17 protein-coding genes are annotated in these 19,216 nt (G+C 34.2%); 2 read left to right on the top strand and 15 right to left on the bottom strand.

Annotated elements, in window-relative coordinates; translation table 11 throughout:
- Positions 1–38: 38 nt before the first annotated feature.
- The 6 genes from FSZ17_RS07185 to pdxA form a co-directional block, all read right to left on the bottom strand.
- Complete coding sequence (locus tag FSZ17_RS07185) at positions 39–1,034, bottom strand: ABC transporter substrate-binding protein (protein ID WP_057774753.1); 996 nt, start codon at positions 1,032–1,034, stop codon at positions 39–41.
- A gap of 34 nt (positions 1,035–1,068) precedes the next feature.
- Entirely contained in the window at positions 1,069–1,938 is an 870-nt protein-coding gene (locus FSZ17_RS07180) for an ABC transporter permease (protein WP_057774757.1), read from the bottom strand.
- Between the two features lie 60 nt (positions 1,939–1,998).
- Entirely contained in the window at positions 1,999–3,336 is a 1,338-nt protein-coding gene (locus FSZ17_RS07175) for an FAD-binding oxidoreductase (RefSeq protein ID WP_057774760.1), read from the bottom strand.
- Between the two features lie 113 nt (positions 3,337–3,449).
- Positions 3,450–4,265 carry an ABC transporter ATP-binding protein gene (locus FSZ17_RS07170; RefSeq protein WP_057774764.1) on the bottom strand — a complete coding sequence of 272 codons (816 nt, stop codon included), beginning with the start codon at positions 4,263–4,265 and terminating at the stop codon, positions 3,450–3,452.
- Positions 4,262–5,083 (bottom strand): creatininase family protein, encoded by an 822-nt coding sequence (locus tag FSZ17_RS07165; protein WP_057774769.1) that lies wholly within the window; start codon positions 5,081–5,083, stop codon positions 4,262–4,264. The genes FSZ17_RS07170 and FSZ17_RS07165 overlap by 4 nt, the downstream gene beginning before the upstream one ends.
- A 94-nt stretch (positions 5,084–5,177) precedes the next feature.
- Positions 5,178–6,212, bottom strand: a complete 1,035-nt coding sequence (pdxA, locus tag FSZ17_RS07160; protein WP_057774772.1) for a 4-hydroxythreonine-4-phosphate dehydrogenase PdxA — start codon at positions 6,210–6,212, stop codon at positions 5,178–5,180.
- An 856-nt stretch (positions 6,213–7,068) separates the two neighbouring features.
- Between pdxA and FSZ17_RS07155 the strand changes: the two genes are divergently transcribed.
- A complete protein-coding gene (locus tag FSZ17_RS07155) occupies positions 7,069–8,271 on the top strand; it encodes a DUF418 domain-containing protein (protein ID WP_057774774.1) in 1,203 nt (400 codons plus the stop codon).
- A 38-nt stretch (positions 8,272–8,309) separates the two neighbouring features.
- On the opposite strand, the gene FSZ17_RS07150 is transcribed toward FSZ17_RS07155, so the two are convergent.
- The 8 genes from FSZ17_RS07150 to cysE all read right to left on the bottom strand — a co-directional run bounded on the left by FSZ17_RS07150 (position 8,310) and on the right by cysE (position 17,818).
- A complete protein-coding gene (locus tag FSZ17_RS07150) occupies positions 8,310–11,417 on the bottom strand; it encodes an efflux RND transporter permease subunit (RefSeq protein WP_057774778.1) in 3,108 nt (1,035 codons plus the stop codon).
- Positions 11,418–11,457: 40 nt separating this feature from the next.
- Positions 11,458–12,156 (bottom strand): 4'-phosphopantetheinyl transferase family protein, encoded by a 699-nt coding sequence (locus FSZ17_RS07145; RefSeq protein WP_057774779.1) that lies wholly within the window; start codon positions 12,154–12,156, stop codon positions 11,458–11,460.
- Positions 12,157–12,276: 120 nt separating this feature from the next.
- Entirely contained in the window at positions 12,277–13,164 is an 888-nt protein-coding gene (locus tag FSZ17_RS07140) for a hypothetical protein (protein ID WP_057774783.1), read from the bottom strand.
- 23 nt (positions 13,165–13,187) lie between these two features.
- Positions 13,188–14,129 (bottom strand): hypothetical protein, encoded by a 942-nt coding sequence (locus FSZ17_RS07135; RefSeq protein ID WP_057774786.1) that lies wholly within the window; start codon positions 14,127–14,129, stop codon positions 13,188–13,190.
- The gene (locus FSZ17_RS07130) at positions 14,122–14,991 is read right to left on the bottom strand and encodes a cell division protein FtsX (RefSeq protein ID WP_057774790.1); all 870 of its coding nucleotides are present in this window, start codon (positions 14,989–14,991) and stop codon (positions 14,122–14,124) included. Before FSZ17_RS07130 ends, FSZ17_RS07135 begins: the two co-directional genes overlap by 8 nt.
- On the bottom strand, positions 14,966–15,631 hold the full coding sequence (locus FSZ17_RS07125; protein WP_057774793.1) for a cell division ATP-binding protein FtsE: 666 nt from the start codon (positions 15,629–15,631) through the stop codon (positions 14,966–14,968). The genes FSZ17_RS07130 and FSZ17_RS07125 overlap by 26 nt, the downstream gene beginning before the upstream one ends.
- Positions 15,628–17,100 (bottom strand): phytoene desaturase family protein, encoded by a 1,473-nt coding sequence (locus tag FSZ17_RS07120; protein WP_057774795.1) that lies wholly within the window; start codon positions 17,098–17,100, stop codon positions 15,628–15,630. Before FSZ17_RS07120 ends, FSZ17_RS07125 begins: the two co-directional genes overlap by 4 nt.
- A 52-nt stretch (positions 17,101–17,152) precedes the next feature.
- The gene (gene cysE / locus FSZ17_RS07115) at positions 17,153–17,818 is read right to left on the bottom strand and encodes a serine O-acetyltransferase (RefSeq protein WP_057774798.1); all 666 of its coding nucleotides are present in this window, start codon (positions 17,816–17,818) and stop codon (positions 17,153–17,155) included.
- A 107-nt stretch (positions 17,819–17,925) separates the two neighbouring features.
- Here cysE and FSZ17_RS07110 point away from each other — a divergent pair, with 107 nt between their 5' ends.
- Entirely contained in the window at positions 17,926–18,690 is a 765-nt protein-coding gene (locus FSZ17_RS07110; RefSeq protein ID WP_057774801.1) for a thioesterase II family protein, read from the top strand.
- Positions 18,691–18,765: 75 nt separating this feature from the next.
- On the opposite strand, the gene FSZ17_RS07105 is transcribed toward FSZ17_RS07110, so the two are convergent.
- Positions 18,766–19,170, bottom strand: a complete 405-nt coding sequence (locus tag FSZ17_RS07105; protein WP_057774803.1) for a hypothetical protein — start codon at positions 19,168–19,170, stop codon at positions 18,766–18,768.
- Between the last annotated feature and the right edge of the window lie 46 nt (positions 19,171–19,216).

Genomic DNA, 19,216 nt, shown 5'->3' with positions numbered 1-19,216 from the left:
TCCTTAAATGCAAAATTCCCTAATGCCCTTACAAATAACTAATTATGTGGTAAAAACTCTGTCGTAAATACTTTGCTCACATCAATATCATCTTTTATTAGATTTAAATTTAACAAAATCTCTTTCATTTCCTCCCAAGACTCTTTTTTCATAAACCCTACTCCGTGAGTTTTGCCATCCCCATCATAAATGAATTCCTTTTGTGCCTCAGCTTCTTTTGCCATTAATTCAACATCTAAGTCCTTATTTACTTCTTTTAAATATTTGTTTACCTCTGCTGGATGATCATTATAGTAATTCCAGCCTTTAATTGTGGATTCAACAAATGCTTTAACTGCCTCTGGATCCTCTTTTAGAAATTTTTCCGTTGTAAATATGACATTTGAATACGGTGAATAACCTGTGTCTTTTAGATATAACATATCAATATCAACGCCTTCTTTTTCCAAAACAAAAGGCTCAGATGCAGCAAATACTTGAGCAACTGCTTGTTCATCTGCAATAAAATTAATTAATGTTCCCGTGTGTGCCATTTCTTTTACATTACTTAAATCGTACTTCTGCTTAAGAAACTCCCAATATCCAGCTCCAGGTGTTACAAATACTGTACGATTATTAAAATCTGGAATATCCTTAATATCTTGCCCTTTATGAAAGGCAAATGCTTGTTGTGTTGTTTGAAAAGAGGCTGCAACAGCTACTAATGGTAGACCTTCATCTACCGCAATTAAAATTTCATCTGCATGTGAGATACCAAATTGTGCTTTTCCTGAGGCAACTATTTGTGTAGGAGATACTTGTGGTCCACCTTGCTCAATTTTTACATCCAAGCCGGCTTCATCATAAAATTCTTTACTATCAGCTGCATACAAACCACCATGTGCTGGCTGAGCATACCAATTTAATACAGCCTTTATTGATTTATTACCATCCTTATTTTCTTGTGATGAACTACATCCTGCTACCAATGCGATAATGAAAAGAATACTAATAGTTAAACCGAGTTTTGATTTAATCATTCTATATTTTCGCATTTTCATATATCCCCTTTTAATCAATATTTATTATTTAATTTTCAATTTTCATTTCTGATTCATGCCATGAGCTTAGAACCCACTTTGAAAAGGCATTAACCACTAAGAAAAACAAAATTCCTAATATTGATGAAGCGAGACCTAGTGCGAATAAGTATGGTGTTTGAAGTCTTGCAGCAGCAACAGTAATGGCATAACCAAGTCCTCCTTGCCCACCCCCAATGCCAGCTACATATTCTCCGACGATTGCACCGACAATCGCTAATGTACAAGAAATTTTTAAACCAGCCATAATGTAAGGCAATGCCGCTGGCAAACGAAGTTTAAACATTATTTGCCACTTTGATGCACTATACATTTGAAATAGATTAATCATGTTATGATCAGTAGAATTTAAACCTACTAGTGTGTTAGATAGCATCGGAAAGAATCCTATAATGAAAGCTATAACAACGATTGCATTTATTCCTGATCCAAACCAAATAACAATGATTGGTGCTATCGCAACAATTGGAACTGTTTGCAATAATATTGCATAAGGATATAAACTTTTTTGTAAAATTTTTGAGCTTGCCATAATAATGGCACCTGTAATCCCAACAACAACGCTTATGATAAATCCTATTAAAGCTGCAGATATCGTTCGTACGACAGATAGAAACATATTTGAGGAATTTTCAATTGCAGCATTAAAAATATCTGTTGGTTTAGGTAATATATAATGAGGAGCACCGGTGATTTGAACGCCAAATTGCCAAATTAATATGAAAAGGACAAACGCAACTAAGGGCATGAGATAGACCTCAAAAAGACGAGGATTTTTTACTAAGCCTTTTTTAGAGTTAAATCTAGGTTGTTCGTTTTTTTCTATTTTATTTCTTTTATTTCTAATCTCCATTTCCATTTTATTTCTCAACCCCTTTTATAAAACTTAATACACTGAACGAATAGTTATATCCCTATTTCAGATATCGAGTAACACACCTATTTTCCCAGGGTTTAACAAGCTATAAGGATCGTTTTCCCTCTTTATTTTTAAAACCGAATCAATATGTTCTTCCCAACCGCCTTCTTCAAGTAAAGGTGTATGTGGATTAAATATTTTTACCCCTATTGACTCGCAAAATTCTATCATCTCATCCAAACGTTTTTTGCTAGAAAAACGAACCAAAGGAATTGCCTGGGGTATTAATTCACCCTTACTTCTAAACCAATCAAAGTGGATGTAAAATTCATCGCCAAACCTATTTTTAATTAACTTAATTTGATCAAGATAATGATTTAAGTTAAAGCTGCATTGTAAATAAGTCATTTTTTCATTAGACTTTAACGCCCATAAAGTTGTATGGTTCCATGTAAAATCTGATAAAGAAATTCCTTTATGATATTGTTCTGAGGGAATTGTATACGTAACTTCTCCCTCATATTGGTTAATTATTTCCTTCAGTTCCTCAAAATAACTTTCTTCTATTTCTAAAATTACAATATGCTTTTCTGCTTTAATCATTTTTTCTAAAGGTTTAAAGAAAGATGGGATCGGCCATTCACAGGTTGATACAGATCTTTTCTTAAATTGATGAGTTTCGCATACTGCTTTTGCAAAGCGCAAGGATTTCTCTAAATCTTCAAACGAAACTATTATTTGCTGCCATTCAATCTTTTCTGTTATTCGAAAAACAATCTCGCTTATGATCCCTGTTGTTCCGTAACTATGAATATAATTAATCAATTCTTCTCCTTCTATTTGTATTACACGTGGGGAATCCTCCATTGTAATTATCCTTATGCCTAAGACATTTCCATCCCACAAATTTCCCCAAGTAATTGAACCAATTCCACCGGACCCTCCGCATACAAAGCCAGAAGCAGTTGACTTCATGTAAGTACTAGGGTAAATACACAACTCTTGATTTTCATCTCTTAGTTTTCTTTCAAGTAAACCTAATTTAACCCCTGGTTGTACTTTTACTGATCCGTCATTTATCTCAATAATTCTATTCATTCTTGAAATATCCATAAGAATGCCGCCGTTTATTGGTATAATTTGACCATAATTTCCTGTTCCAGCACCGCGTACTGTTACTGGAATTCTCTCTTTTACAGCCATTAAGAGAATGTTAATCATATCATTTTCGTTTTCTGGCACTGCAATACAATCAGCAATTTTATTGTCGAGCATTTCTTTAAGCACCGGTGAGTACCAATAATAATCTTTTGATAAGCGTTCAAGAGAAGAAGAATCTGTTATTACTTGATCTTCATTTAAGAAATGTAATAGTTTCCTTGAAATAGATTGATTCATATCTAGTCCCCCTTCTTTGTAATAAAAATCTGTCTTGTGATGAAAGATTTTTTTTAAAATAAAGTGCATATGTTTATCTATATATTTCGCGTTTTTTCGATTCTTTTAAAAAATTAATGCTTTAATTTTTCGGAAACTGTCGCTACTAATTCACTAAATCGGTGTGTGCTTCTCAAATTTTCTTCGCGAGGATATGGTAAATCAACATCAATTAATGCAGATATTTTTCCAGGTCTTGGTGTCATAATGGCAATTCTATTTGATATGAAGACCGACTCAAAAACATTATGTGTCACAAACAATACCGTAAGTTCCTCTTTTTCCCAGATATTTAAAAGCTCATTTTGTAAATTTTGACGAGTAATTTCATCTAATGCTCCAAAGGGTTCATCCATCAGCAATAGTTTCGGTTTCGCAATTAAAGCTCTCGCTATTGAAACTCTCATGCGCATCCCACCAGAAAGCTGATTAGGTAATGCCTTCACATGATCCTTTAATCCGACTAACTCAAGTACTCGGTATCCTTCTTCTTTTTGTACTTTTTTGGATACTCCACTTAACTCCAGAGGCAATATGACATTTTGATAAACACTGCGCCATGGTAACAGTGTAGATTCTTGAAATACAAACGCTACCTCACCATTTTTTTGCCGGGCAATTTCTGGAGTTGTTCCTAGAACACTTATATTTCCATTTGTAGGTTCTCCAAGTCCAGCTATCATTCTTAGTAGGGTTGACTTCCCACATCCAGAAGGCCCTACAAATGAAATAAACTCTCGATTATGGATTTGTAAATTTACATTTTCAAGTGCTATGGTAGAAGATTGATACCTTTTATTTACCTGTTCAATTGATATAACAGCAGGAGATTTAGAATCTAAGGTGCTCGAACTATTTCCTAAAAGAGTTTCTTTGTGTGAAACAGTCATGGCTGCACTCCTTCCTTATTGATGTGATAGAACTCGAACTCAGCCATCTCTAATAATATTTCAGCAATTAATTTGGAATGCTGCTGATAAATGATTCTCCCCTTTTCAGCCGAAGCATCTCTTGCATCCCCACATATTCCATTAGTAGATATGTCATCAATTGTCCAAGCAAAATTACCTTGTTGATACTTTAAGTATTTGGAGTGTACTATTTGTTCAGAAATATCCTTTGATACGTATTCCGTTCGAACCCAATCTGGTCGCGACGCCATAACCATCGAGGTTTCCAAAGCCCCTCCATGGATTCCGTATTTGATTTCCACATCATTAAATAAAGCCGTATCTATAGGTAATGCACCAATAAATATATAAAAGACGCTCATTCCTGTCTCAAGTCGAATTTCTCTCATCATCATTTTTAATAGATCATTATTGCCTCCATGTGTATTAAAAATGATGAGTCGTTTAAAACCGCTCTGTTTTATACTTTTGGCAATATCCATAATAATTCCCTGTAATGTTGTAAAAGACAATGATATAGTTCCACTCCACATAGCATGTTCATTACTTTTACTATACGGAAGAGCAGGCAGAAGCCATATGTTTAAATGTTCGGGTAAATATTGAAATGTTTCAGTTAATACAGTCTCAGCAAGTAAAGTGTCAGTATAAACGGGCAAATGTGTTCCATGTTGTTCTACCGCTCCAATCGGCAGTATTACTAAAGCATCTTCTTTTGGTAATTCCTTAATTTGATTGGTTGTCAGCCTAGGTAAAAACCTATCATTCCATGCATATCCTTCATACCTATTAAGCATATTAAACACTCCCTGTTCACACTATTATTATTTCAATTTTCAGATTATTTTTTTAAAAAAATAATACTGCATTATTAAAAGAATGAATAGGGAACTAATCTTTATGATTAAAAATAGAACTTGAATAATATTTAGCATACTTTGCAGCAAGTTTTATGCATTCCTCCATGCTAACACTACTTGCTATCCCTTGGCCTGCTATATCAAATGCTGTTCCATGATCAACAGATGTACGTATAAATGGAAGCCCAAGTGTAATAGATATTGTTTTTTCAAAGTCAGTCATTTTAGCGGCAATATGACCTTGATCATGATAAAGTGATAACACCGCATCATATTTTCCATTTAACGCTTGATAGAAAACTGAATCTGCAGGTACAAGACCAGCAACATCAATATTTTCTTTACATGCCATTTCTATACCAGGTTGGATCTCTTCCAATTCTTCTGTTCCAAACAACCCGCCTTCCCCACCATGGGGATTTAATGCTGCAACTACTAATTTCCTTCGATTAATTCCTATACTTTCTAAAGCTTTATCACATTTAATCAAACTCTTACATATCCTTTCCCGCCTTATTTTGCTAATCGCTTCACTTAAAGAATAATGTCGCGTTAAAAAGAAAATCCGCAAATTGTTTACCTCAAACATTGTTAAAGGATCCTCTGTATTTGTAAGCGCTGCTAAAATTTCTGTGTGACCAATATAAGGAATATTTGCTGCCCTTAAGGATTCTTTATTTATTGGAGTTGTTGCTAGTGCATTTACTTTACCCTCAAGAGCAAGATTGATAGCCTTTTCAATATATTCAAATGCAGCCTGCCCACACTGAGACTGAACTACGCCAACTTTATACTGATTGATATCAATATTATCCAGAGATATTACGTCGATTGTCCCATGTTCATATTCTCCCTTTCCAGGATCACTAATTTCATTTATCTCTAAATGAATCCCCTTCACTCTTAAAGCATTATTTAATAATGCACTATTACCTATTACAAGCGGAGAGCAAATCTCATATAATTCTGAACTATTTAAAGCACTAATCGTAATCTCTGGTCCAATACCTGCAGGATCACCCATTGGAATGGCTATAATTGGCTTTTGAATTTTTTTGTTCAACATTGTTCACTCCTTTGAAACGAACTAATTTGATTACAAACATCAATTTTTGATTTCACTTCATACAAACATTAAATATAAACAATAGACTTTTAGGTTTATTATTTGAATTTCTTAAATCACACTGTGCGATTGTACTAGATAAGTTGATTCTAAAAGTATCATATTCAATTAATGTTCATTTATAACAAAATATGTTTCGTTTTGTTCGTTTAGTTCACTTTTAATATTTATTTTTATTTTTTTGTTCCCCAAAATAAGGAAGTGTATATTTTATTAAAATCATTCAATTAACCTCAATGTTATTTTTCTAATAAATACTAAGCTTAACGATGATTAAGTTATATTTAATTTTTCATGACCTAAGCAATATGTAAAATCCAATCAAATCATAAGATATGGTATATTTGATGTAAAATGTATATTAAGAAGTGTTTAACTGGATCAATTTACGATATTTTTTGGGGTCCTTGCTATAGGTTCTCTATTATTCATTTTTATTTTTATCATTTATCGACTTTCTTTTCTAAACCACAAGGTGAATCTGCTTATCAAGCACTTTAACATTAAAGATGAATAATTAAGATCAATATAAAGGAAGTATTCAATTCGGAAGCAGTTAATTCTGGTACCAAAAAATAAACGGCTTCTAGCTAGTATTGGTTTTATGGGAAAAGCATGGTAATATCCTATTGTTACAATAATATTATTAATTTAATCGACAGGATCTTTGAAAGTTTATTGTTGAAATCACTTATGGGGTATAAATTGATCCCACTTATGGATCAATTTATACCCTATAGATTTTTTTGAAATCAACAATGTTTTAAATGAAAAAATGAAGCTGAGGTGATAAATCATGTCTAGTGAATCTGTTTTAGGAAATAATCGAATTATTACTTTAGATGTTATTAGGGGATTGGCCATACTTGGCATTTTCTTAGTAAATATGCCATCGTTTACTGGAAGCGAATATATGGTTTATGAGGGAATTGATAAAACAATTCGAATGCTATTTGATATGTTTATCCAAACAAAATTCTATACCATTTTCTCTTTTCTATTTGGCCTTGGTTTTTATATTTTCATGACACGAGCGGAGGCTAGAGGAGAAAAAGTTTTCTTTTTATTTTCTAGAAGATTGCTTGTTTTACTGCTATTCGGAATTCTGCATCTCGTATTTCTTTGGCGTGGTGATATTCTCCATTCATATGCGATTATTGGATTCTTTTTATTATTTTTTTACCGCCGTAAAGCAAAAACGGTTCTCATTTGGGGTTTAGTACTCATCCTATCGTTCCAATTTCTAACAGGGGCTTCAGCATTATTAACGTACATAGGTGAACAATTGGATCCATCCTTGAATGTTTCTGAGTCAATACGTGCCGAAACATTAGCAGAGGGAGCAAAGAAAACGGAAGCCTATACAACTTTATCCTATCCTGAACTGTTAGAATGGCGTATTCCCAACGAATTAAAAGAATTAATATGGAATATCCCTTTTTCGATACCCGACATTCTCGGGATGTTCTTGCTTGGCTTATATGCAGGTAAAATCAATCTATTCCGCAGAGTAAAAGAGTTAAAACGAAAACTTCGTATTACACAGATTATTACATTATTCATTAGCATCCCACCGCTAATCGCGATTGTTTGGGGTTATTCACAGCATGAGGAAGTTACATTCATGTATAATCTAGGAAACTATTTTTTCCTTCATTTTAGCGGATTTACTCTATCAATCTTCTATATTGTAACGGTCGCTCTCATGCTGGAAAAACAAACTTGGCAGCGTGTACTAAATCCATTCCGCTATGTCGGCCAAATGGCGCTTACTAATTATTTGGCTCAAACATTCTTTGGTGTCATTGTATTTTATGGATTTGGCTTGTATGGTCAAGTATCATTAACTGAAGGATTCTTATATTCAATCGCCTTTTACTGTGTACAAATTATTTACAGCTATTTTTGGTTGAAAAATTTCCAATTTGGACCTTTTGAATGGCTATGGCGACTAATGACCTACGGTAAAATGCAAAAGTTTAAGAAGGAAACAAGTTGAAATAGCACCGCTCCTTAATAGGAGCGGTGCTATTTTTTCTATACACTTACTTTATTATCATCCACTTTTAACTTTTTATTCCTTTTAGAGAATCTTGCTTGGCGTATGCTGTTTATTAGTTCATAAACAACTGGTACTATTATTAGAGTTAATAGCGTTGAGGTTAATAACCCTCCAATCACGACCACCGCAAGGCCCTGAGACATTACCGTACTTTCAGATAATCCTATTGCTAGAGGAATAAGTGCAATCATAGTAGCACCGGCTGTCATTAAGATTGGTTTTATTCTTGTGACGGATGCTTCTATAATCGCTTCCCTCACATTCATATTTTGAGCCCTGTATTGTTCAACTCTGTCGATAAGTACAATTGCATTTGTTACAACAATTCCTATCAACATAAGAAATCCAATTAAAGTAGTGACATTGATTGAGTTGCCCGTAAGCATAAGGCCATAAAGCCCGCCAATTAATGCTAACGGTAATGAAAATAAAATAGCAAACGGTGCTGATGCATTCCTAAATGTTATTACTAAAACAAAATATACTGCAAGAACTGAGACGAACATAGCAATGAACATCTGCTTGAAACTTTCATTGATACTATCACTTACCCCGCCTAGGTTTCTCTCCACACCTTCTGGAAGTTCCACCTTAGCAAGTTCATTATACAATCTGTTACTAATACCAGCCTCATCTTCCCCATTAATTTTAGCATTGATTGTTACAACCTGTGTTGAATTTTCACGGTAAATCTGAACTGGCGCTTCTACGATCTTTAAAGTTGCTACTTCAGATAAACTTATTACATTATTACTGGAAGTACTAATTTGCAAATCATTCAGCTTATCTATTGAATTAATATCATCCTCATTGACTTTCACTTGTATCTGATATTCTTCATCATTTAGTTTTATTTGTGAACCTAATGTTGAAGTATTTAGATAAGGCTGTAATTTAGAAACAATATCCGATGCTTTAAGGCCATTTGCTTTTGCTTCTTTTTCTTTAATTTCAATTAAAACTTCATTCTTAAAGTGGTTTAATGAATCATTTATTTGAACCAATTCATCGTAGCTTTCCATTTCCTCTTTAATTAAGGTTGCACTTTCCTGTAATTTTTCCATATTATCGCCACTAAGGATATAATAAAATTGAGCTTCTTGACCAGCCGGGTTTAGTGAATATACCCATTGGTCCACAGCAGAGCCTTCAGGCAGATTAATTTCAATTTGATCACTATAACGATCCATTACATCATCAACTGAATTCCCCTCAGAAACCTCCGTAATAATTAGAGTTTTATATGGATAAACTTCATTTACGTTAGTTTCATAATTAAAACCCACAAGTGTCTGAATATTAGTGAAAATCACTTCACCATTAGCATCCTTTGCATCTATAAGCAACTTCTCGATTTCTTTCATATTATTTTCATTACTTGCCATCGACGTTTCCTGTGGTAAGTCAATGTCAAAAAAAACAATGCGCTCTGAGTCACTAGAGGGCATGAATGCCATCGGAAGTGTTGGGATAGTTATAATAAGAGAACCGATAAATACAACAAATGCGGCCAATAGAACTTTTTTCTTATGATTAAGAAACGTGTTAAGTAAAGATTTATATTTTCTTACAACATTTTTCTCTTTTACAGATGTAACATTATCCTTGAATTTAATTTGTCTTAACACCATTATCTTCACTAGCATTGGAATAAATGTTACAGAAACAATCAAAGATGCAATCAATGCACAAATTACTGTGATAGCAAAAGGTTTAAACACGTCACCTACAACTCCACTTACAAATGCTAATGGTACAAAGACTGCTGCTGTTGTCAATGTAGAAGAAACGATCGCGCTTGCTACCTGCTGTGTTCCAAATAATATAACAGATTCCTTTCTCTCCTGCTTTATTAGTAGTTGGCTATAAATATTTTCAACAACAACTATACTATCATCCACCACTCGACCAACTGCAATGGCTAGACCACCTAACGTCATTAAGTTCAATGATATTCCGAAAAGAGACATACCAATTAAACCCAATAAGATTGAAAGAGGTATAGAGACAATGACTACAAATGTAAGTCGGAAATTACGAAGGAACAATAATATCATAAACGCTGCTAAGATTGCTCCACAGATCCCCTCAAGCACCATTACATTAATAGAATGATTCGTATCTAATGCGTCATTGATTGTTATTTGAAAATTGACTTCCTGGAATTCGTCTTTCCAACTGTTTAATAAATTAGACAATTTCTTGTCAATATCAACAACATTTCCATCCGCTGATTTAAACAACATAAACATAATAGAAGACTTACCATTAAAGTTGCTTAAGTACTTAGTATCCAAAACTTCTTCTACGATAGAAACATCTCCGATTGTCAACTTTTGAGTACTATTATTCACAATTTCAATTTCTTTCAATTCATTTAAGTCATTCAACGTAGTTGTGAATCGTACTAATTGAGAGTTATTATCAAGGTCCACCCTTCCAACTGCACCTTCAACAAGAGATGATTCGATTGCATTGGCTACCATTATAGGGGCAATTCCATTTGTAGAAAGCTTTGATAAGTCTAGCTTAATTGAGACGATCCTTTCCCTATTACCTAAGGTAAAGACATTCTCTACTCCTTGTACCGACTTTAGTTCTGGTAGGATTTCCTCCTTAATACTGTTTAGTTTTTCAACATTGGATTCTTCCTTCATACTCATTGATAAATAATAGAAAGGCTGACTCGATAGACCTTGAGTTAATACTACAGGTCTTTGTGCCTGAGGAGGTAAATTCGTGTTTAAAAGTAAGGAATTCACTCTATCCTTTACTTCCTCTGGTTCTTGATCTGGCATCAAGCGTAAACCAACAATTGATATATTTTCATCCGAGGTAGACACAATTGTCTCGACACCTTGAAGACCAGAAAGCGTCTCCTCTATTGGTTTTGTCACATTTTCTAGTACATTTTCAGGAGATCCTGGATAGAATGTATTAATTTGTACATAAGGATACTTGATATTGGGCATCTTCTCTTTTTGCAAGGACATCGTCGTCATAATTGCAGTACCAGTTAACAAAATCAATAAGATAATCATTGCTGCAGTATTCTTCATCGAAAATTTCACTAGAAATTTCATATTTACTACACCTCTATTGTTTAGTTTACTTTTTCATTAATTAGGATCGAACCATAAACCATTCGTGAATATGAGTAAAATGTACTTTTTCTATATTTCCTGGAAAATTATTATGTATTGAACATACAGATAGTTTGTAGCCAGGGGCTAATTCAAACTGTTTAAAAAAATAATGACCAGATTCCCGTTTTTCTATTAATGTAGGATTTTCGTTTTTCACAGTAAGTATGGAAAAGGAATCTAATGGAATGGATAACCCTTTTCCGACTGCTTTAATGTAGCTCTCTTTCAAAGTCCATAGATCATAAAATTTGGCTAATTTCTTTTCTTTAGGTGTCTCCTTTAACTCAGAAACTTCTTTTACAGAAAAGAATCTTTTTGCTAGACCAAGATCGATTGGACGTATTTCCTCCACGTCTATTCCAACCTGATGTTCATCTAATACACATACAATCCATTCACCCGAATGAGATATATTAAAATGAAGAGAAGTTTCAGCCTGCCTCAAATATGGTTTTCCAAATTCGTTACATGCAAAATCTATTTTTGTGTCTATTAATTCATGTCTATTCGAAATGATAAACCGAATTAGTAATTCTGAATAAAGAGACCTTAATCCATCATCTCTATGGCTGAATCGTAGTATCTTCTTTCTCCTTTCAAGAGTAACCTTGTCAAGCAATGTACTAAACTCTTCTAACGGAATTTCACTTTTCATTTTCAGCGCAAAAACATTCATTAAATTCCCCTTTTTGTTTATTTAAAAGATTCAAACTATTCTTCGTGCAAAATTAAGCATTTAAGTATTTACTTAATAATTTAAATATATAGAGTTTATAATACTATGTCAAACTATTTTTTAAATTTTTTTACTATTCGGTTTAAATAAAAGCCATAAGCAAATAACAATTAAAGGGACAGAGAGAAAGAGTAGATAAAGGCTTTCATTGGTTTTTTCCTCTGTATCTTCCTTCGATACAGTTTCGGATGCTGATACTACCTCTACTTTATTCACTTTTTCTTTTTCTTCCTCCCCCTCTGCCATTTTTATAACTTCAATGACGTCTTCTCCTTTGTCATTTTTTCTCGTATAAGATTCAGAGATGTTAAAATTATCCATAGATTCTACATCTGAAGGCCCATTAATAATTTTGGGATGATGTGAAAGCATATACTCTTTTCCATCTATTGAAAGCACACCTACCTCACTTTTAGACGATGAATCTGCATGATCTATCGTTCCAGATGGCCCAACTGATAATCCGGATCGCTCCAATATATTCCTACCATCCACCTTTGTTAGAAAATGCTCTCCCATAAATATGGAAAACTCTTCCCTCGTGATTTCCTTATTCATTGTAATATTCAAAGTGCCCTTAAAGTACGCTTTATTGACATCCTCTAAGGTCGCATTACCTTGAAGATTGTCTATTAAACCTTCTTCTACCGCCTTTTCTGGAGATAGGTTTTTCGTATCACTATGATTATCTCCAGAATTAGTATTCATGCTAAAATTTAATGCCCAAACAGCAAGTGTTTCCCTTGTTAACATTTCTTGTGGGCGAAACAAATTAACTCCTTCTTCAGGAGAAATAGCATTCATTGAACGGAGAAACATGATTTCTTCGACTGCTTCTGATTGTTCAATATCTTCATATAAATTTTTTTCATTGGTAACGTGAGCATCTACTTGAAATGGAACAATGAAATATAATAGGATTGCTAAAAATATCAATAGTCTTTTCATTTGTTTTATCTCCTTTTAATAGCTTATTCCTGTAAAACTTCTATTGGCTGAATGATAAGGGCACCGTTTGTTTGTTCAAAGTAAAAGTCATCAGAATCCTGATTGATTAATGAATAATCAATTGAAAATCCTTTCAATATTCCCAAAAGCTCTTCAGGTATAACAAATCCATTAATGAAGCCCGCTTCTATATCTAGACTTATTTCCTTATCCTCTTTTAGAAATCTACCTATTAGAATTAAGTGCGCTTCTTTTCGATCTAAATGGATATAGACATGGTCAGACCTAATATAATAGTTCAATTTGGTAAGTTTATTTACACTCTTCTCCTCTATGCGATAGGCGGAATCACTAGTGGTTCGCTTCACAAGGCTCTGTATATTTTCAACGATTACTTCTCCATCCTCAGGTAATTCCAGTAAGTAACCTATGTTTTGTGTCCATATTTCAGAGATTTTTTCACTAACCTCTTCAGTGCTTGGATTATTTCCTACCTCGTTAAGGATTTCTTCTCTTCTTGCAAGGTTTTCTCCTAATACCTCTAATAAGCTTTGATAACTTACCAAGGAATCATGACGTACTTTAAGTGGTAGAAAATCTGTATACATAGCTTCTAACTGTTCCAGATCCTCATTGATCTTATCCTGCGCCAGTTTCTGGAAGGTGAAAAATTCTATTAAACTAGTTGATAAACCCATTGTTTTAAAATAGGCTTCCAATCCTTGAGTTTGGTAAAAAATAAACGTAGGCTCAAACTCCTTAATTTTCATCTGAAAATCATCTTCAAGTGTTTGAACATTTGGTTCCAAATCCTCAATTTCTTTTTTTGTTTCATCTATTTGTTCTTTTAGTATTTCAATAGAATTTTCTTCAAGCATATCTACAAATACTCCTGTGAGATGTGCATAAACTGGAAGGGAAATAAACATGCAACAAAGGGTAATATACAGGACTTTTTTACCCATATCTCAGCATCCTATTAGTTGACAGAAAACTTCCAACAACTCCCAATAGTAGCCCGATAAGAAGTGAGGAGGTAAAAACGATAAGAAGGTTTAACTCTTTCTCTTCAAATACAAATGGGAGTTGAGAATATAGTATTTGAAATAAATTTTTGTGAACCAAATAGATTCCGTAGTTTGCTAGTATCCCTCCCAACAAACCAATGATTCCGCCTTCAATTAAGAATTGACTTCTTATATGGTTTGGTTTTGCTCCCATTAACAATTTCACTTTTACTTCCTTCTTTCTTTTTAATAGTGCTAGGTTAATAGTCATCATCACTGTTAAAATAGATGCAGTAAGTAGAACAATGATTGATATAAGGCTGTATTTCTCAAGCTGTTTTGACCAATGGATTATTGATGCTGCATATTCTCCTGGATAGATGACGTCTGTTACCCCTTTAGTTCTCCTTAATGTATCCGCCATTTGCTCCACCATTCTGTTATCCTTCATCCCAATTGTGATAGCATCAGGTATCAAACTAAAATTAAACATTTGCAAAAGTTCAGACTTATCGTCAAATAACTTCCCCATGCTTTCGACCATATCTTTCTTTGTTTCAATAGTTACGCTATCAATACCCACATTTTTCTCAAGTACTTCAGCCATTTCTGATGTATCCCATTTTGGATCAACCATAATCCTTATCTTTACTTGCTCATTCAAATGCTTGATTGTATGATCAATACTATCTTTGATCAACAAGGATACTCCAAGCACGGATATAGAAATAAAAATGATCGAAATAGCAGCAAATACAGGAGCTGCGTTCCGTAACAAACCTAACCGTGCTTCGCTAAACAGATAGAGAATGTTTTTCAAGTATTTCCACTCCCCCTTTTCTCATAACCATTAATTTCGCTGGGAAACTCTTAGCTAGCTCTTGGTCATGGGTAACAATCAACACTGTAACTCCTTCTTCATTTAACTCCTTGAGTAGTTCAATAATATGAAAGGCGTTTTCAGAATCAAGATTACCCGTAGGCTCGTCCGCCAATATGATATCCGGTTTATTTAGTAGGGCCCTCGCTACTGCTACTCTTTGCTGTTCCCCTCCTGATAACCTATTAGGATAAACATTCTCCTTTCCCTGTAATCCAACACGTTTAATTAGAGACAAACTATTGTCGTGTACTTCTTTTCTTCCCCTACCAACGACAAGTCCAGCTAGAGCAATATTTTCATAGACCGTTTTTTCTTTAAGCAATTCAAAAGATTGATAAATAGTTCCTATTTTTCTTCTAATTTTATAGGGCTGTATTTTGCATAAATCCTGATTATCTATCCTTACCTGACCAGTCCATTTCCTAATTTCCTTCGTTAATATCTTAAGAAGCGTACTCTTTCCCGAACCAGATTTACCTAATAAAAAGACGAAATCCCCCTTATTAATTTGTAAGTCTAGATTTTCTATCACAATTTCCCCATTGAATTCTTTCTTTAGATTCTCTATGGTTATCATGAATGGACCTCTCTTTTTTCTCTAGCTAAAATAGTATTGGCAAGATTATACCCACTTGAGATAACGCCGCTATAGCCAGCTCCTGGTCGTGTCCAAGCTCCTACAAGGTAAAGATGTGGAATTGGTGTCAGTTGCGGAAGACTACGATGTAATGATTGATTGACAGTCTGTGCAGCTCCGTATATTGCTCCATCTGTGTGGCCAGTATAACGCTTTACGGTTAATGGAGTGGCAAGTTCTATATGCTTTACTTTTTCTTTAATACCTGGATAAACCTTTTCAAGTCGATCTAAATATATGTTTGCTATATTTTGTTTCTTTTGTAAGTATTGCTCTTTATTTAAATTATCCCAATCCTTATGGCTACAGATTTGCATCATCGTTAAGGTGCTTTCAAAGTTATTTTGATATTCAGGAACAATATTTTCATAGATTGTTACGCAATACGGCATTTCCCCATAGTTGCCTTCATTTATATCTTGTTCAACTCTATTAAGATCAAAATAGTCATTAACAAAAATTTCGTGATTATTCTCATCAAACAACTCAGAAAAAATACCATCAATAATAATATATGCCTGTATACAGGAATAACTTGGCTGAATACTAGTAACCTTTTCCGCAAACCTTTTAGGTATTTCCTCAACCCCAGAAATTAGAGATAGCATTTTCTTCGGATCCATATTAGAAATGATATGTTCACCTCGGAATTCTTTCCCCTTTTTAGTTCGTACACCACATGCTTTTCCATTTTCCACAATAATTTCTGTTACCTCTTGCCTCGTAATTACATTGCCTCCGTGCTCCTCCAACAATGAAACGAGCTCGTTTGAAATAGATTGGGATCGCCCCCTTGGGTAAAAACCACCGTAATGATGATAATCTGTCCAGGCATATGCAAAATAATTTGCAGATAGCTTCGAAGGCGACAATCCAAAATATCCCCAGAATTGGCATATAATAGACTTTAATTGAGGTGATTGAATATACTCATCTAACATCTCTTGCAAACTGTAATTTTGATATTTCAGAAATGTAGGAGCCCCTTTTTGATTATCAATCATTTCATTTCGAATGGTTACGAATAATGTAAATATCTCTGATATTCCCTTTTCTTCCTCAGGGAAAGTTTCTATTAATTTCCTTTTATATTGCTCTGTATCCCCGTCTATTGACATTTTCCCTTCTGGGTGGATGACGGTATATAACTGAGAAGCTTGTTGGAATTCTAATCGATTATATACGCCTATTTCCTCAAGTATTTTCCTTACTCTTCCCCCTTCCTTTAATCCACTGATACAATGAAGGGATACATCAAATTCCCATTTCCTCTTTCTTTTAAACGATGTTGCAAATCCACCTGCTATCGTATGCTTCTCTAGTACAATAATTTTTTTTCCTTCAAGTGCTAGTTTACAAGCAGCTATTAAGCTCCCAAGGCCCGAGCCAATAATAATGACATCATACATACTTCTTCCTCCCTATTCATTTGGTTAACTCCAACTTAAAGTAGTGACTTCCTTACTTTTTTTTTATTGTAGGGTTATTCCCCACTCTCTCTTGAACACTGTTAATAAATTGTTTAGTATTTTGTATTTCTACCAACTTCATTTGCCAATGTAACGCCATCTCTTTTTCCTGTTCATATGTAGTGATCCGATTATATTCCCCGTTATCTCTTTTTACTATTTCCCCAGGTATGCCCACTACTGTTGAATTTTCTGGAATATCCTTTAATACGACTGAACTTGCACCTATTTTAGAATTATCACCTATTTTTATTGGTCCAAGCACTTTTGCTCCTGAGGATATAGTGACATTACTTCCAACAGTTGGGTGTCGTTTCCCCACATCTTTACCTGTTCCTCCTAAAGTAGCCCCATGATAAATTGTGACGTTATCTCCTACCTCTGCTGTCTCACCAATTACTACTCCCATACCATGATCGATAAATATACCTTTACCTAATTTCGCAGCAGGATGTATTTCAACACCAGTTAAGAACCGACTGAAATATGCAATACCCTTAGATAAAAAGACAAGTTTTTTTGAATATAACCAGTGAGTAACCCTATGAAACATTAAAGCTTGAAACCCCGGATAAAAGAAAATAACTTCCATGATACTATTTGCAGCAGGGTCTCTCTCAATGACAGCCTTCAAATCACACTTAATCTCTTTAAACATCTAATATCCCCCTGAAAAAAAAGATTTCTGTTTCATTTCTTTCCATTAAAGTAACTATTTGTTATTGTTGTATTATGTGAATTTTCTATAAAAGGAGTGTGAAGCTGATGAATCCAGATTCATCGTTACGTAAATGGTGTTTAAATAAAACCTTTAAATCGAATCCAAAAATGCGTATTTTGTTATTTCCCTATGCCTGTGGTGGTGCTTCTATCTATCGAACATGGCACAATTTTTTCCCTTCAGAAATTGAAGTCATCCCCATTCAATTGCCAGGAAGAGAGAATCGCTTATCTGAAAAGCCATATACTAGCATAGTTGAATTAACTGACTATTTATTTGAAACACTTAAACCGTTATATGATAAACCTCTAGCTTTATTTGGCCATAGCATGGGCTCATTAATTACCTATGAACTATCCATTAGATTAGAGCATGCTGGAATTATTCCAGCTCACCTATTCGTTTCTGCACATTCCTCACCGAAAAAAGGAAAGCTTGGTACCAATGATCATTTATTATCAGATGAAAAACTAATCAGTAGACTTCGAGAGTTATCATTTACGCCCGAACCTGTTCTACAAAATCAAGATCTGATGCAATTGCTTCTTCCGATGATTCGTGCCGATTTTACCATGTGTGAGACGTATGACTATAAAGAGCACCCTACACTGAACTGTCCTTTAACCGTTTTCGGCGGGACCAATGATAGAGAAGTGTCTCTAAACGAGTTAGATCATTGGAAACCTTATACAAATGCGAGTTTTTCTAAGGTAACCATTACGGGAGACCATTTTTTTGTCCATGATCAAGCTTCTACTATTATTTCTAATATTTCTGAAAAAATAACACAGAACACTTTTGACTATTAGATTACCTTTACTCGGAAATCTCCATGTCCTCATACACATCTTCCAATGCAGAGGACATGGATTATTTTTTGTCTACTAACTTACACTCGCATTCTTATTTATTTGCTTTTTCAAAATGGTATTTTTAATGGAAATAATAGCAGTTAGCAATAAAAATAAATAACCACCGTTTCTTAATAGTAAATGTGGCAAAGCGTTTGCTGCAGGTTCAATCCCCCGAATATGATATCCAAAGTTATCCCATAGACTTCCAATAGTCATGACAACAACGGCTAGTAAATTTAATGTCATCAAGACCTTGTGTTCTTTTATGACGATTCGAAATCTCATTGTAGTGATTGCAGCTAATACAATTCCTACCATCATGGCTACATGAGGAGCTGGGATATACTCAATTTTTATCTCAGTAGTCAAATGCATGACCACATCCCATACGTATCCGATAAAATATACTAATATTGATAACCAAATCCATTTCACTTACATTCTCCTCCTTAATAGTTAACTGACTTTAGTTTACTGTGGC

The sequence above is a fragment of the Cytobacillus dafuensis genome, from assembly GCF_007995155.1.
Taxonomy (GTDB): Bacteria; Bacillota; Bacilli; order Bacillales; family Cytobacillaceae; genus Cytobacillus; species Cytobacillus dafuensis.
Note: the sequence above shows the minus strand (reverse complement) of the source record. Positions and strands in the feature narration are given on the sequence as shown.